General features: G+C 43.3%; 9 protein-coding genes and 2 pseudogenes. 10 read left to right on the top strand and 1 reads right to left on the bottom strand.

All coding sequences use genetic code 11. From position 1 onward, the window contains the following. The first annotated feature begins 46 nt into the window (after positions 1 to 46). The 7 genes and pseudogenes from D0A37_RS13085 (at position 47) to D0A37_RS13055 (ending at position 5,203) form a co-directional block, all read left to right on the top strand. A complete protein-coding gene (locus D0A37_RS13085) occupies positions 47 to 1,066 on the top strand; it encodes a type I glyceraldehyde-3-phosphate dehydrogenase (protein WP_242724754.1) in 1,020 nt (339 codons plus the stop codon). A gap of 420 nt (positions 1,067 to 1,486) precedes the next feature. Further along, a complete protein-coding gene (locus D0A37_RS13080) occupies positions 1,487 to 2,446 on the top strand; it encodes a GDP-mannose 4,6-dehydratase (protein ID WP_242724752.1) in 960 nt (319 codons plus the stop codon). Positions 2,447 to 2,536: 90 nt separating this feature from the next. Beyond that, a pseudogene (locus D0A37_RS13075) lies at positions 2,537 to 2,770 on the top strand (sugar phosphate nucleotidyltransferase); the annotation flags it as partial. 65 nt (positions 2,771 to 2,835) lie between these two features. After that, positions 2,836 to 3,569 (top strand): annotated as a pseudogene (locus D0A37_RS13070) (IS1 family transposase). 12 nt (positions 3,570 to 3,581) lie between these two features. After that, positions 3,582 to 3,758: a hypothetical protein gene (locus D0A37_RS13065; RefSeq protein WP_242724750.1), complete on the top strand. Its 177-nt coding sequence runs from the start codon at positions 3,582 to 3,584 to the stop codon at positions 3,756 to 3,758. Continuing rightward, the gene (locus D0A37_RS13060) at positions 3,743 to 4,177 is read left to right on the top strand and encodes a sugar phosphate nucleotidyltransferase (protein WP_242724748.1); all 435 of its coding nucleotides are present in this window, start codon (positions 3,743 to 3,745) and stop codon (positions 4,175 to 4,177) included. The genes D0A37_RS13065 and D0A37_RS13060 overlap by 16 nt, the downstream gene beginning before the upstream one ends. A 276-nt stretch (positions 4,178 to 4,453) precedes the next feature. Continuing rightward, positions 4,454 to 5,203: a class I SAM-dependent methyltransferase gene (locus tag D0A37_RS13055; RefSeq protein ID WP_242724746.1), complete on the top strand. Its 750-nt coding sequence runs from the start codon at positions 4,454 to 4,456 to the stop codon at positions 5,201 to 5,203. 105 nt (positions 5,204 to 5,308) lie between these two features. Here D0A37_RS13055 and D0A37_RS13050 read toward each other — a convergent pair whose 3' ends face one another. Then, positions 5,309 to 8,308 (bottom strand): tetratricopeptide repeat protein, encoded by a 3,000-nt coding sequence (locus D0A37_RS13050; RefSeq protein ID WP_242724744.1) that lies wholly within the window; start codon positions 8,306 to 8,308, stop codon positions 5,309 to 5,311. A 377-nt stretch (positions 8,309 to 8,685) separates the two neighbouring features. On the opposite strand from D0A37_RS13050, the gene D0A37_RS13045 reads away from it, so the two are divergent. From D0A37_RS13045 to D0A37_RS13035, 3 genes are all read left to right on the top strand, one after another. Continuing rightward, positions 8,686 to 11,631: a sulfotransferase family 2 domain-containing protein gene (locus D0A37_RS13045; protein ID WP_242724742.1), complete on the top strand. Its 2,946-nt coding sequence runs from the start codon at positions 8,686 to 8,688 to the stop codon at positions 11,629 to 11,631. A gap of 128 nt (positions 11,632 to 11,759) precedes the next feature. Then, the gene (locus D0A37_RS13040; RefSeq protein WP_242724741.1) at positions 11,760 to 13,832 is read left to right on the top strand and encodes a glycosyltransferase; all 2,073 of its coding nucleotides are present in this window, start codon (positions 11,760 to 11,762) and stop codon (positions 13,830 to 13,832) included. A 187-nt stretch (positions 13,833 to 14,019) separates the two neighbouring features. Further along, positions 14,020 to 15,276, top strand: coding sequence for a glycosyltransferase family 4 protein (locus D0A37_RS13035; RefSeq protein ID WP_242724739.1), 1,257 nt, complete (start codon positions 14,020 to 14,022; stop codon positions 15,274 to 15,276). The last annotated feature ends 25 nt before the right edge of the window (positions 15,277 to 15,301 follow it).

The raw sequence follows: 15,301 nt of genomic DNA, 5'->3' as shown, positions 1-15,301 counted from the left end.
AAATTTAAGCCTGAGCTAGAGGCTGCCATCGTTAGGAGGTACTAAAGTGATTCGAGTCGCGATCAATGGTTTTGGACGTATTGGGCGCAGTTTTACGCGCTGCTGGCTGGGCAGAGAAAACAGCCAGCTAGAGTTGGTAGCTATTAATGACACTTCCGATCCCAGAAGTAATGCTCACTTGCTGAGATACGATTCCATGATGGGAACGTTGAAGAATGTGGACATCAGTGCGGATGAAAATTCCATTACTCTCAACGGCAAGACAGTTAAATGCGTGAGCGATCGCAACCCGCTAAACTTGCCTTGGAAAGATTGGGGTATTGATCTGATTATTGAAGCGACCGGCGTCTTCGTTGACCAAGCTGGTGCATCGAAGCATATCACTGCCGGCGCTAAAAAAGTGCTAATTACCGCTCCCGGCAAGGGTTCAGAAGTTGGCACTTATGTGATGGGAGTCAACCACCACAACTACAAGCACAGTGACTACACAGTCATCAGCAATGCTAGCTGTACTACCAACTGTCTGGCTCCTGTACTGAAAGTGCTGCACGAAAATTTTGGCATCGTCAAAGGCATGATGACCACTACCCACAGCTATACTGGTGACCAGCGCTTGCTGGATGCCAGCCACCGCGACTTGCGACGGGCCCGGGCGGCAGCAATGAATATTGTGCCGACTTCTACCGGAGCAGCCCAAGCTGTGGCTTTGGTGATTCCGGAATTGAAGGGCAAGTTAAACGGTATTGCCATGCGCGTGCCGACTCCCAATGTGTCGGTAGTCGATTTTGTGGCTCACGTAGAGAAAAAGACTTTTACCGAGCAAGTAAATCAAGTGTTCAAAGAAGCTGCCTCGGGCTCCATGAAAGGGATTTTGGAGTACAACGATTTGCCTTTAGTTTCATGCGACTATCGCGGAAGTGATGCTTCTTCGATTCTGGATTCCAGCTTAACGCTGGTGATGGATGGCGACATGGTAAAGGTTTTGGCTTGGTACGACAATGAGTGGGGCTACAGTCAGCGGGTGGTTGACTTGGCTGAATTGGTTGCCGAACGTTGGGAAGCTTAATCCGAAGGTAGAAGGCATTAGTCATTCGGCAGAAGGTAAAAAATGCTGACATTTTGTACTTTTGAGTCGATTTCTAGCAGACTGGTTATTTCTGTTTTCGAGCGGTAGAGACTTTTGGCAGTCGATAGTTGGCGAGTAGAAGATGAAATATGGCGCAGGGCAAGGCACTGCCGTGTCCTGCGCCCGATATCCGTAGGCTGCTACTCCCAGCTATCGAACTTTTTGCAATAATACTTCGATCGGGCTTTCGGGTCTGCTTGATGATAAACTTGTTGTGTGTTCGTAGTAAACGCTTAAAATTGCTTTGGTTAAGTTCTCCGAAAACCCCAAATATTAAAAAAATAAAAATTCCGACTATAAAAGTTAAAAACCTGAAAAAATAGCAACAGCTACGGTAGAGTTTTGGAAGTAAAATGTGGTATGAAAAAAGCGTTAATTAGTGGTATATCAGGTCAGGACGGAGCTTATTTAGCTAAACTGTTGCTCGATCGAGGTTATGAAGTTTGCGGCACCTCCAGGGACGCCCAAATTTCTAGTTTCGGAAACCTGGGCCGTTTGGGCATCCGAGACAGAGTAAAACTAGAATCCATGTCTCTCAACGATTTTCGCAGCGTCTTACAGGTTCTAGCGAAAATTGAGCCCGACGAAGTGTACAATCTAGCCGGCCAAAGTTCCGTCGGTCTGTCTTTTGAACAACCCGTTGAAACCCTCGAAAGCATTGCCACAGGCACATTGAATCTGTTAGAAGCAATTCGGTTTACAGGCGGCAAAATTAAACTTTACAATGCCAGTTCCAGCGAATGTTTTGGGGATACCGGAGGCAATCCAGCGGATGAAAATACGCCTTTTCGCCCCAGAAGTCCTTACGCGGTAGCGAAAGCAACGGCATTTTGGGAAGTAGCGAATTATCGGGAAGCGTACAATTTGTTTGCGTGTTCTGGTATTTTGTTCAATCACGAGTCGTCGCTGCGGCCGGAGAGGTTTGTAACGCAAAAGATTGTATCTGTTGTGTGCCGGATTGCTGCGGGTAGTTCCGAAAAACTGCATTTGGGAAATATTTCAGTGCAGCGGGACTGGGGTTGGGCGCCGGAATATGTGGAGGCGATGTATTTGATGCTGCAGCAGGAAGAACCGGACGATTATGTAATTGCCACGGGTGTAAGCTATCCTTTGGAGGAGTTTGTGCAGACAGCGTTTGTTTCTGCGGGTTTGGATTGGCAGGAACATTTAGTAACCGATGCGAGTCTCTACAGACCGACGGAGATTGCAGTTGGGAGGGGAAATCCGGCTAAGGCAAAAGAAAAATTGGGATGGGAGGCGAAGTATAAGATGCCTGATGTGGTGCGAATGATGGTGGAAGCGAGGATGGGTAAGGTGTGAGAATTTTTTCATAAAAAATAGCCCTTTGTTTGCAATAAATACCTGTTGTGAATTATCAGCGGTTGTGTACCCTTTTCAAGATGTGAAACAATGCAAGTAGTTATATTAGCCGGCGGTTTGGGGACACGTCTCCGAGAAGAAACAGAATTTCGTCCCAAGCCCTTAGTAGATGTGGGGGGGTATCCGATTCTCTGGCATATTATGAAGACCTATGCCCACTACGGCTTCCTGGATTTTATTGTGTGTTTGGGCTACAAAGGCAACATGATTAAGGAATATTTCCTGAATTATGAAGCGATGAATAATGATTTTACGGCGTTGCTGAATTAGGGTATGATAAGGTTATAGTGCGAGCGCCAAAAAATAACACTTCAAAAAACGCAGAGCTTATGCAATGTCCTGAATGTCAATCAACTCATGTTAATAAAAATGGTCATAAAAAAGGTAAACAGAATTATATTTGTGTCGGTTGTGGCAGACAATTTATAGATTGCTATCAACCTCATAAAGGTTACTCGGAAGAAGTTAAACGTGAATGTCTCAAAATGTATGTCAATGGTATGGGTTTTCGAGCAATTGAGAGGATTAAAGGAGTACATCACACCAGCATTATAAATTGGGTCAAGCAAGTAGGAGAATTGCTCCCTGATGCTTACGAACCAGACACAATTCCCCGGGTGGGAGAACTTGATGAACTAGAAACGTTTGTTGGTCAAAAAAAATAAGCTTTGGCGAGCGACGGCAGTAAATCACTTTCAGCCAGGGATTTTAGGATGGGTATTGGGAGATCATAGTGCTATAACTTTTCGACAACTATGGGAATTAGTTGGCAATTGGAAATGTTACTTTTATATCACAGATGGATGGCCAGTTTACCCCATGTTTATCCCAGATGGAGACCAAATTATCTGTAAAACTTACATGACCAGAGTAGAGGGCGAGAATACGCGACTACGACATTACGCAAGCCCGGCTTCATCGCAAGACACTGTGCTATTCTAAGTCGGTAGAAATGCTTAAACATTCTATTCGGTTAGTAATTCATTATCTTAAGTTTTGGGATGTTCCGGTTCCCTATCCATCCTATGATTTCAATCGCCCTCAAACGAGGCAAATCGGGTAGCCCAAACATCCCTTGCCCGCACTTATCATACCTCAATTCAGCAACGCCGATTTTACTATTTGCTTGGGTCGCCAGAATTGCATTACCTATCACGAAGAGCATCGCCAGCAAGATTTTAAGGTAACAGTGGCGGAAACTGGCTCGGAAAGCATGACTGGAGGGCGGGTGAACGGGTGGAGAAATATATAGCTCGCGATAACTTTATGGTGACATACGGGGATGGAGTTGCTGATGTAGATATTAGCAAACTGGCTGATTTTCACAAGTCCCACGGCAAGCTGGCAACTGTGACGACAGTGCGTCCTATTCCTCGCTTCGGAATGCTAGATGTAGACAATTCCGGCCGGGTACGGGAGTTTGTTGAGAAACCTGAAGTAGACGGCTGGGCAAGTGCGGGATACATGATACTCAACCGCCCCATTTTTGATTATTTAGGGCGAGATGAGTGCGTTTTAGAGCAAGAGCCGCTACAGCGTTTGGCTGCGGAAGGGCAATTGATGGCTTACCGACACGGCGGTTTCTTTTTCACGATGGATACTTACCGGGAATACAAGTATTTGAACGAGCTGTGGGATAATGGAGAGGCTCCTTGGAATGTGTGGGAATGAGGGAGGAAGTAGGAAGGGGCGATTATTTAAACTCAGCAAGCTGGGGGAATCAGGTAAATAAATTGGGTTGATTTTGTTTTAGGAAAAAATAATATCTATCACTCGGTATATTTTGTTTGCATCTGGTGGTAATATATTTCAGGGCAAGTTGCAAGCAAAGGCTGCGTTATAATTCTGAAACCATGGGTGCTTGGGTGCCTTACAATGAAGTGGAAACAGAGAAACCGAAAAATTAGAGAATCGAGTAAACCACAATAAAAGGGAGTTCAAATCCTAATGGAACTAGAACAAATTCAATCGCAAGAACAAGTGCGTCAAGACGAAAGTGAACAAATCAAGTATCAGTTAACCCAAACCGAAACTTTGTTGGAACAAACACAACATCAACTTAGAGAAATGCAGGTTCATCACGATAAAACTCTTTCTTACTATAGCGCTCATGTCAAAAACTTGATCGGCATACTGTGGGAAACAATCCCTCAAGAACGCATGGATGTGATTTTAGCTCTGCAAGGTTCAATCCAACAAAGTGCAAGAATAGCTAGCGTGGCTGAATATTGTGCCAAAGGGTGGGCTGGTGACTTGATTGAAATTGGCTGTTTTTTGGGTGGAACAACGGTTAAGCTAGCTGAAGTAGCTAAGAAATATAACCGACGAATGATAGCTGTAGATCCGTGGCAACTGGGAACTCAAAATTGTCATGGTGGGGAGTACGAAACTTTTTTGAAAAACACAGAAGCCTATAGAGATGTCATAGATATTGTGAGATCGGATTCTTTGGATCCTCAAACTATTGCTAAAATCAAAAATAAGCAGTTATGTTTTGCGTTTGTAGATGGCTTGCATACATATGAAGCCTGTCTGCAAGACATACAAACAGTCGCTCATTGCTTTGGTGTTATAGCTGTAGATGACACAACTTGGAGTCCTGATGTAGTTCGGGCTTTTAGAGAAGGAGCTGCACTTACAAATCGCAATTATCTCTGTATTCCAGTTTTGAGAGAAAGTTATCTTTTGTGGGCTTAATCAACCATCAAGTTTCCTGAAGTCAATTTGGGTGGAATGGGAACACTTGCACAAGCAAGCGAATTAATTTAAAAACCCATTCCTACTTATTCCATTCTCCTGCCTCTAAGTAACTTCAGCCATCTGGAACAAAGCTTTTAGAGCGTCAATGTTGACAAGCGTATCTTCAAAACCGTCTATCTGGTAAATAAGTTGGCGCAAGTAAGATCCTTCAATACTTTCGCCGATTAAGTAGTAGTAATCAAGTCCCGCTTGACGGCTGAGAATATAGTAACATATTGCCGGGTGATGGGGCGTTAAAATATCTATCACCTTGGTTCCCGGACTGCAAAATACCAGGTTAGTCTCTCCACCGCCGTGCATACTAACTACAACTTTAGCTCCCCTCAGCAGCGAAGCTGTTTCTGCTAGCGAAATTGATTCGGCATAGATAGTTACAAATCCGTGTTGGTGCAAAACTTCTAAAACTTCATCTTCATTAATAATTCTCCGGCTCTGTCCAAGGTTCCGGCTGATATATATGCGTTCGGGCGGCAGGGAGTTTGGTTTCGCTGCGGCGGGCAGAAATTTGCTTCTGAGAAATTCTACCGCCCATTTAGTTGGACAGCAGACTAGGCCGGGGTAAGACGAAACAATTAACCTATCGGCTTGTATATGAGGGTATTTCCTGCTATCTACGATTTTATGTTCGGGAATTCCCAATAGCTTTAGTGTTTCCTTGTGAAAGGGCGCATCGTAACTTCTCACCACAAATTTGTCGATGCTATCGAGTACGATTCCGCTCAATTCTATCAGTCCCAATTTTGGCAGTGTATCCAACATCCAATGATAATATATGGCACTTGTATTCCCTGATAAAACTGCTACTGTCCCGTCAATTTTGTGAATAGGAGAATACGTAACTTCGCCTAAATTCCCGGTATCTATAACACTTGAAACATCTAGCAGGATCTTATGGTCTGGCGCCAGGTAAGCTGTTTTTCTGTCATTAAGTTGACAAAATCTTCCGTCGGATACTGTGGCAACAAAGGTGGCCGGTGAATCAAATTTCTTCCAGCTTTTCAGTTCAGGATGCACCTCTCTATCGACTGTTTTTGGCATCTCAATTTCGACTTGATGGCGGGGATGTATATCTGCATAGTTAGTTGCATCCAGTTTAAATTCAACGGCCCACTCTCTAGTTGAGGCATAAAACCCTTGAGGAGGAATTAGTGGCTGCGCTTTTTTGAAACAAACATTTGCTTCCTCTAGCTTACCTTGTTGCTGCAGAATATTTGCCAAGTGTTTTTGAGCTTCAAGGTAAGTTCCTGGAATCTCTTTACTGATTAACTCTTCTATACAATAAACCGCTTCTTCCAATCTATTTTGTTGAACGAGACAGCCCGCTAGTGCCAGATAAGCGTGGTAGTGTTGAGGAGGTTTTGCCAGGGCTTTCTGGTAAGAGTTAATTGCGTGATTTATTTCATTTATTTTTAAAAAACAATGCCCCAAATAAATGTAAAGATTTCCAATTTCTGGCTGCAACTCGATGGATTTTCTGTAATAGTTTAGGGCAGCATAATGTTGTTTTTGGTCGGATAAAATGTGACCGACATGGAGGTATACTTCCCAGTTATCTGGTTTTAATTTTATGGCTTCTTGGTAGTATCTTAGGGCTTGTTCTCGTCGATTTTGCTGTTGCATTATCTGCCCTAGATTTATATATACTTCGTCTGAGTGGGGGGAAGTAGGTTGAATAAACAGTGACTTTTCATAAGCCTGTACGGCATCGCTTACCAGACCTTTTCGCGCTAGTAGTTTCCCAAAACAGGCGTAGAATTCCGCTGAATATGATTGATTTAGTATAGAGTTCAAGAATTTAGCTATCAAAGCTACTTGGGCGTCGTATTTATTTTGCTTTGCTAGATTTTCCGCCCAGCGGCGGTAGGCTAGAGTGATGGAGGGTGTAAGCGAAAGTGCCTGGTGGAAAGAGGCAAGGGCTTCCTCCCATTGACCTTTTTGGGCAAAGAAGTCTCCCAAGCGCCAGTGAGCTTCCTCAAGTGAAGCTGGCAAGAAAGATTTACACTTGTTTTGAAATTCTGTTGATGGTCGGATGATTTCAGCGATCGCTTGGGGCCGCGAGCGCCCGCTTGACTGCATAATTTCCAGAAACCCCGCAATGCCTTTCTCGTCTAGGGAGCGTTTCACATAGGCGCAGAAAAGTTCTTGGACGAAATCTGCATCGCTGAGGTGGTTGGTTTTTTGCAAAAAGGCTGCGTCGTCCGGGGGAAATTGCTCCAGATAACTGACTTTAGCCAAGGCTTTTCCTAACTGGTCGTCAGACATAAAAAATGGGTGAAGCTCTATTGCTCTTCGGTACGAAACAACTGCTGCGTTTAGATCGCCGAGTTGTTCTAACGCTTCCCCTAAAAGGTTGTGAACTAAAGCCTCTTGTGGGTTAAGCTGGATCGCTCTTTGATATGTGTCGATCGCCCCGCGCCAATCCCCCTGTTGCGCTAAAGCATTCCCCAAATCCAAATAAATTTCAAAGTTATCTGGTTGAATATTTAGGAGGTTGCGGTATGCTTGCACGTCATTTGGATTTAGTTGTACTGCACGGCGGTAGGAGGCGATCGCAGCCTCCAAATCCAACTCTCTTCGCTGCTGTAAAAGATCTGCTATGCAGCCGTAAATCCAATCCACATCCGGGTTAAGAATACTTGCTTGGCGGTAAGCCGCGATCGCCTCATCTAACCGGCCCAGTTTCACCAAACTCTGCCCCAATCCACAGTAAGAACCAAAGTGATCGGCCTTGAGTTCAGTAGCTTTACGAAAGGCAGCCACTGCTTCCTCCCACTGTTGTTGTCGATCTAAAGCATCCCCCAAGTGATGATAAGACCAAGAAAAATCCGGGTTGAGTTCTAGGGCGCGGCGGTAAGATGCGATCGCTTCCTCGAATTGACCGAGTTTCGCTAGAGCTTCCCCTAAATTGTGGTGAGACCAAGATAGGTCAGGATTTAGCTCAATGGCACGGCGGTAGGCTGCGATCGCTTCATCTAAATTGCCTGACTCTAGAAAATGATCTCCTTCGTGGATATGGGTTACAGCCGTTTTCTCTGCATTCATTTTGAATAAGTGCCACTTGTGATAAACTTGCAACGTAGTTGATTTTAACTGAAGTGTGCGAGCAAGACAAGAACTCACTGGACTGACCTGACCCTACTCAAACACAGTAAAATACTGAATTGAGGATTTACGGTTGACATGGGGAACATTTTGCGAACCCTACCAGTCTGTCCACACTGAGGCAAGTTGCCTTCGGTCGAAGCAATCTAGCCAATAACAAGGAAAAATCAGGAGAGGAGACGAAGGACAAAATGCACCAAGTCGTGCAGATAATAGTAGATGAAATATCTTACATGAAAACATTTGTTTCAACAAAATTCATAGAGGTATATAGGTATTATTGTGGTTGAACTAATTGCCGTTAAGGAGGAACTAAAATGACAAACTGGCAAAAAACATTTTTATTTAAAGGAAAAGAGTTATATTACAATCGCATACCGTATAACAATCCGTCGGAAAGAGCGGTTGAAGTTTCGATTGGGTTTAACTTTCTGATTAATCTCCAAAATTCAGACCGTGTTCTAGAAGTGGGTAACGTACTTTCGCGCTATGAAAGCTCACTGGGCGAACAGATGGGGGTTATTAAAAGAAGAATTATAGACAAATTTGAAATAGATATAGGTGTGGATAACGAAGATTTAATGACTCTTGAATCCGAGGAAAAATATGATGCTATAGTTTCAATCTCTACCGTAGAACATATAGGTCAGGGACTTGCTCCGGGCGGTGCTTACGGTGAGTCTACAGAAATTGGCGATCATCGGGAAGCTCCACTGAAGGCAATCGCGAAGATCTACGATTTGCTGGCTCTTGAGGGAAAAGCATTGATTACAGTTCCCTTTGGAGTCCTTACGGATGGAGGATGGTACATTCAGTTCAGCGCACAGTATCTGGCACTCTTAAAAAAATATGGAATTCCTCAAGAAGCCATCCGTACAAGTTTCTTAAGATTAATTAATAGAGATCCAACAAAGGATAGCGTCAAAATGCTTTGGGAAGAAATAGAAGAGATAGAACTTAGTAATGTAGAGTACAACCATCCTTTCCCCTTTGCAAATGCGATCGCTGTTATAGAGCTTTGTAAGGTTTCCAACGATTTTCATTTAGACTTAAATATCGATCCTACCCCTCTGTTTTACAATAGGCCCTATAAAAATCGGGTGGAAGTGGATCAATACAAGGCGCAATTACACCCTCCTCAGACAGATTTAGAGCAATACAACCAGCCCGAATATCAAACTCAGGCGAAGGTGGAAATAATATCGGTTCATGTACCCAAAACAGCAGGAACAACATTTTATCAAGTTTTAAGTGATGTTTATGGTACTGAATCTGTTTTCAGGGATAATGTGAATGTTCCCGAAAGTCAAATTAAACCATCTGCTTTACCAGCAAACATTAAAGTTATTCATGGTCACTTTGCCTTAAACAAGTACAAAGGCTATTTTCATAATGCTAAAAAAGTAATCTGGTTGAGAAACCCTGTAATGCGATTAATATCAAATTACTTTTTTTGGCGGATGCAAAAGGTTGGTATTCCACGCAATATGGACGTCTTGGGAATCGTAGAGTTTGCCAATCTTCCTGGGGTGCGAAATATAGTAGCTAAATTGATTGGGAAAAATCATCTGAGTAATTTTTACTTTGTCGGAATTCAGGAGTTTTTCCAGTCAGACTTAGAAGACTTAAAAACGATGATGGGGTGGAGTGATCTTAGCGTTCTTTTTACTAATGCTAATACATTTCCTGATTATGATATTCAATTACGAAAAATATTAGATGATAACGAAATTGTCAAGAAGTTAGCACAGAGCAATAGTCTCGATATGGAACTGTATCAAGAGGCTCTGAACCTGCGAGCAAAGCGTAGGAATGAATTAGGTGGATTCCACCAGCTTCTGCAACTTAGTGAACAGTCTCAGTCGCAATTGCATCAAGCACAGAGTCAATTCGCACAATCCCAGTTGCAACTGCACCAGACTCAGGGTGAATTGGAGCAATCTCAGACTCAACTGCACCAGACTCAGGGTGAATTGGAGCAATCTAAGTCTCAACACCACCAGACTCAGACGGAATTGGCACAATCTCAGTCTCAACTGCACCAAACTCAAGCAGTATTGGTACACTCTCAGTTGGAGCTGCACCAGACTCAGGCGGAATTGGAGCAATCTCAGACTCAACTGCACCAGACTCAGGGAGAGTTGGAGCAATCTCAGGCTCAACTGCACCAGACTCAGGGAGAGTTGGAGCAATCTCAGTCTCAACTGCACCAAACTCAAGCAGTGTTGGTACACTCTCAGTTGGAGCTGCACCAGACTCAGGGAGAATTGGAGCAATCTCAGGCTCAACTGCACCAGACTCAGGGAGAATTGGAGCAATCTCAGGCTCAACTGCACCAGACTCAGGGAGAATTGGAGCAATCTCAGGCTCAACTGCACCAGACTCAGGGAGAATTGGAGCAATCTCAGGCTCAACTGCACCAGGCTCAGGGTGAATTGGAGCAATCTCAGGCTCAACTGCACCAGACTCAGGGTGAATTGGAGCAATCTCAGGCTCAACTGCACCAGGCTCAGGGAGAATTGGAGCAATCTCAGGCTCAACTGCACCAGGCTCAGGGAGAATTGGAGCAATCTCAGGCTCAACTGCACCAGACTCAGGGAGAATTGGAGCAATCTCAGGCTCAACTGCACCAGACTCAGGGAGAATTGGAGCAATCTCAGGCTCAACTGCACCAGACTCAGGGAGAGTGGGAGCAATCTCAGGCTCAACTGCACCAGACTCAGGGAGAATTGGAGCAATCTCAGGCTCAACTGCACCAGACTCAGGGAGAATTGGAGCAATCTCAGGCTCAACTGCACCAGACTCAGGGAGAATTGGAGCAATCTCAGGCTCACCTGCACCAGACTCAGGGAGAATTGGAGCAATCTCAGGCTCAACTGCACCAGACTCAGGGAGAGTGGGAGCAATCTCAGGCTCAACTGCACCAGACTCAGGGAGAATTGGAAAGATTGAAACTTCCGCCAGTCATTCACAGGCAGGCTGATGTGCAACAAAGTCAGACTCAGTACAAACTCCTGTTGTGGGAGGGATGGTACGCTTATCACAAAGGCGATCAGAACGGAATGGCTCACTTTCTCAAAGAATCTTTGAAGTGTACGCCTTTATCACCAACAGAAACTATCTTGGACTGGTTAGAAAAATTTTCCCAATTCTCTTCGGAAAAGGGAGTCCACCTCGATACCAACTCGCTAATCAATTCAGCGGAATGGAAAGAATTGATGCGGCGCAGCCTTAATGGTAAGGTGTCAGTAGCAGTACGTTAAATAAAAATAGCTAGCAATATTAACTTACTTGCTTGAAAAATGCGATCAAAAATGTCAAGTTACTTGACAATTAATTTGTCTCTAAATTGATTCTTCTAAAAGCCGTTGAGGGTAGGACAATAATTGGTATGTTGAAAAATACACTGACTTCTTCTTTAGGTATTAATTTCGTAGGTCACGTGAGCGGGGAATATGGTTTGGGAGAAGGAGCAAGAGGCACTCTAAGAGGAATGGAATCGGTAGGTATCCCCTTCACAATTAATGATATTAAAGTAGATTGGCACAGGAACTTAGATGATAGCTACACAAATGTTTCTCAAAATATTCAATACCCCATCAACCTGATTCATATCAATCCAGGGGATGGCATGATTGAAGGTCTGGGTACTGAATATTTTAAGGGGCGATATAATATTGGTTACTGGGCTTGGGAATTGCCAATTTTACCCCGCGTCTGGGAGTATGCTTTTGATTTATTCGATGAGATTTGGACTTATAGTAATTATACGGCTGAAACAATAGCTAGGCAATCACCAATTCCTGTTCTCAAACTACCACCTAGTATTGCTCTACCATCAACATCTGTGGACAGAAAGGCATTAGGACTACCTCAAGGAAAATTTGTTTTTCTGTTTATGTTTGATTTTCACAGTACGCTAGCACGCAAAAATACATTGGGTACTATTGAAGCCTTTAAACAAGCTTTCCCTCAATCAAACAATGAGGATGTATTGCTCGTCATAAAGTCTTCTAACGGACATTTTCATCCTCAGCAGAGAGAACAACTGAAAGAGCAAGCGGAGGACTGGCCCTCCATTCGCTTAATAGATGGGCATTTGAAGAAAGAAGAGCTTTATGGCTTAGTTAAAAGCTGTGACTGCTATGTATCGTTGCACCGTGCTGAGGGCTTTGGTTTGACAATGGCAGAAGCGATGTATTACGGCAAGCCAGTGATAGCGACAGCCTACTCATCTAATATGGAATTTATGAATGTAGGCAATAGTTTTCCTGTTAAATACGATTTAGTGACACTTGCGGAAAATTATGGCCCTTACTCGCAAGGAAATGTTTGGGCAGAACCCGACATTGATCATGCTGCGTCTTTAATGCAATATGTTTTTCAAAATTATCAGGAAGCGCAGCAAGTAGGTGCTAAAGCTGCTCAAGATATCAAATCTTTGCTGAGTCCGCAAGCTGTTGGCAACAAAATTAGAAATCGCCTTGAACAGATAATGAAAATTAGGATTACGAGAGAATTAGCGCAAGCTAAAGTTCAACTGCCTGTATTCAAGGACGAAGCTTTTTTGCAACAAACTGAGGGTCTGAACGATGGATTATTTTTGGAAGTTGCTTATGAGACTTATCTCAAACGTAAGCCTGATAAGGAAGGGAAAAATCACCACATTCAGGATTTAGGTAACGGCAGTAGGACGCGCCAAGACTTGCTCACCATACTGCGACAATCACCTGAATTTGAGTCGCTGTGGAAGCTCCTAAAGAAAGAATTATTATCTTCATCTTTGGGTTTAGAAGTTATTTCAATTCATGTACCCAAAACAGCCGGGATAACATTTGGCAAAGTTCTCCAACAGGTTTACGGTGCAGAGCAAGTTTTTTGGGAAGATGGCAAATTGCCCTTAGCCACCATCTTGGATCAGCGTTTAATTAGACTGCAAACTCAAGTGATTCACGGTCAATTTCCAGCTAGCAGGTACAAAGAATGCTTGTTATATTCTTCTCCTAAACTAATTGCATGGCTGAGGCATCCGATTACTCGTTTAATTTCTGGGTATTGTGATTGTATTGGTAAGCCTGCTGAAGCGAGTGAAAATGATTTTCAAGAAGATGTAAATAAGACTCAACCTGATTTAGTTGAATTTGCCGAGATGCCGGAAAATCAAAATGTTATATCTGAATACCTGCGAGGAATAGAAATCACCGATTTTTTCTTTATAGGTATCCAAGAATTTTTTCAGGATGATCTAAACAACTTGAAAGAAATCCTAGATTGGCCAGAGTTAGAAATTGGTTGGAATAATAAAAATAAATATCAAGGGTATCATACCTATGTAAACAAGGTGTTGGGTGATAAAAACATGGTGGCTAAGCTAGCAGCTCTCAATAGTGATGATATTGAAGTTTATCAAACGGCATTAAACTTGAGACAAAAGCGGAAAGCCATAACTAGGATAATCTCATAATTATTGGAGATGGGCGGTATTATTATGAGTGAACAAAAGGCTGCGACGACTACCCTTAAGCGACAGCTAGGTATTATCAATGACCAGCCAAGCTTAACCAATCCCGTCTCGCAGATGGCCACAGAGGGCCAGTGCCGATCAGATGCCTTCTACTTCAGCTATTTCTACTAAGCCAAAAACAAGACGAATGTTAAATCATCAACTAAATAATTCTTTGGGTGTAAATTTAGCCGGTCATATAACCGGTGATTTTGGTTTGGCAGAAGCCGCCAGAGGAAATCTCAGAGCCCTAGAAGCAGCCCAAATTCCCTTGGCAGCTAAGGATCTGAAAATAGATTGGCTACCCAACTCCGATACCAGCTACAAAAAATTTTCCGACGACAATCCATATCCAATCAACATAGTCCAAACCAACCCCAATTGGGTTAAGCAGATTTTAGCCGGGTACTTTCCCGGCATTGGTTCTGAATATTTCAAAGGCAAATACAATATAGGTGTCTGGCTATGGGAACTGCCCGTATTTCCCTCTGAATGGCAGTGGGCCTTTGATTTATTTGATGAAATCTGGACTACCAGTAATTTTTGTGCAGAAGCATTTTCGGCTGTCTCCCAGGTTCCTGTACTCAAAATTCCTGTTAGCCTCGCATTCCCGCAACCATTATTAACAAGAGAAAACCTCAACTTACCAAAAGATAAGTTTATTTTTCTATTCATGTTTGACTTTGGCAGTTCCTTTGAACGGAAAAATCCCTTTGCCACCGTTGAGGCATTTAAACGAGCTTTTGGTAAATCTAATCCAGATGTTTTGCTCGTTCTCAAGTTTGCCAATGCTCATCTTTTTCCGCAACGGCGACAGGAACTAATTGATTTAGCTGAGGGTTGGTCATCTCTTCAGTTTATAGACGGGCATTTGAAAAAAGAAGAGATTCACGGCTTGGTTAATAGTTGTGACTGTTATGTGTCTCTGCATCGGGCTGAAGGATTCGGTTTAACAATGTCGGAAGCCATGTACTACGGCAAGCCAGTAATAGCCACAGCCTATTCATCTAATATGGAATTTATGAATGTTGGCAATAGTTTTCCGGTTAAATACGAACTGGTGACAACAACTGAAGATTACGGAGCTTACCCCAAAGGAAGTGTCTGGGCGGAACCAGATATTGCTCATGCTGCGTTTCTCATGCAGTCTGTATTTGATAATTATCAGGAAGCTCAGAAAACAGGAAAAATAGCAGCCAAGGAAATCAGGTCTTTATTAAGTCCTCAAGCTGTAGGTATAAAAATAAAAAATCGCCTTGAATTTATCACGGGACATCTAAATCATACCCAGTTGTCAAATCGGTTCCATGAACTTCAGACAGAAAGAGATCTATTGGCTCGCCAAGCCCAAGCTTGGAGACAGACAGCATTGCAGGTACAGAAAGAGTTAGCAAAATACTCTTAATCTTAACCACAATAGCACTTAGTTG

This window comes from Microcoleus vaginatus HSN003 (assembly GCF_022701255.1).
GTDB classification, from domain to species: domain Bacteria; phylum Cyanobacteriota; class Cyanobacteriia; order Cyanobacteriales; family Microcoleaceae; genus Microcoleus; species Microcoleus vaginatus_B.
Note: the sequence above shows the minus strand (reverse complement) of the source record. Positions and strands in the feature narration are given on the sequence as shown.

What these genes read in the sequence shown, in the direction of transcription:
- D0A37_RS13080 (WP_242724752.1), top strand. Translation starts at nt 1,487, where the DNA reads ATGAAAAAAGCGTTAATTAGTGGTATATCAGGTCAGGACGGAGCTTAT.
- D0A37_RS13055 (WP_242724746.1), top strand. Translation starts at nt 4,454, where the DNA reads ATGGAACTAGAACAAATTCAATCGCAAGAACAAGTGCGTCAAGACGAA.
- D0A37_RS13050 (WP_242724744.1), bottom strand. Translation starts at nt 8,308, where the DNA reads ATGAATGCAGAGAAAACGGCTGTAACCCATATCCACGAAGGAGATCAT.
- D0A37_RS13045 (WP_242724742.1), top strand. Translation starts at nt 8,686, where the DNA reads ATGACAAACTGGCAAAAAACATTTTTATTTAAAGGAAAAGAGTTATAT.
- D0A37_RS13040 (WP_242724741.1), top strand. Translation starts at nt 11,760, where the DNA reads ATGTTGAAAAATACACTGACTTCTTCTTTAGGTATTAATTTCGTAGGT.
- D0A37_RS13035 (WP_242724739.1), top strand. Translation starts at nt 14,020, where the DNA reads ATGTTAAATCATCAACTAAATAATTCTTTGGGTGTAAATTTAGCCGGT.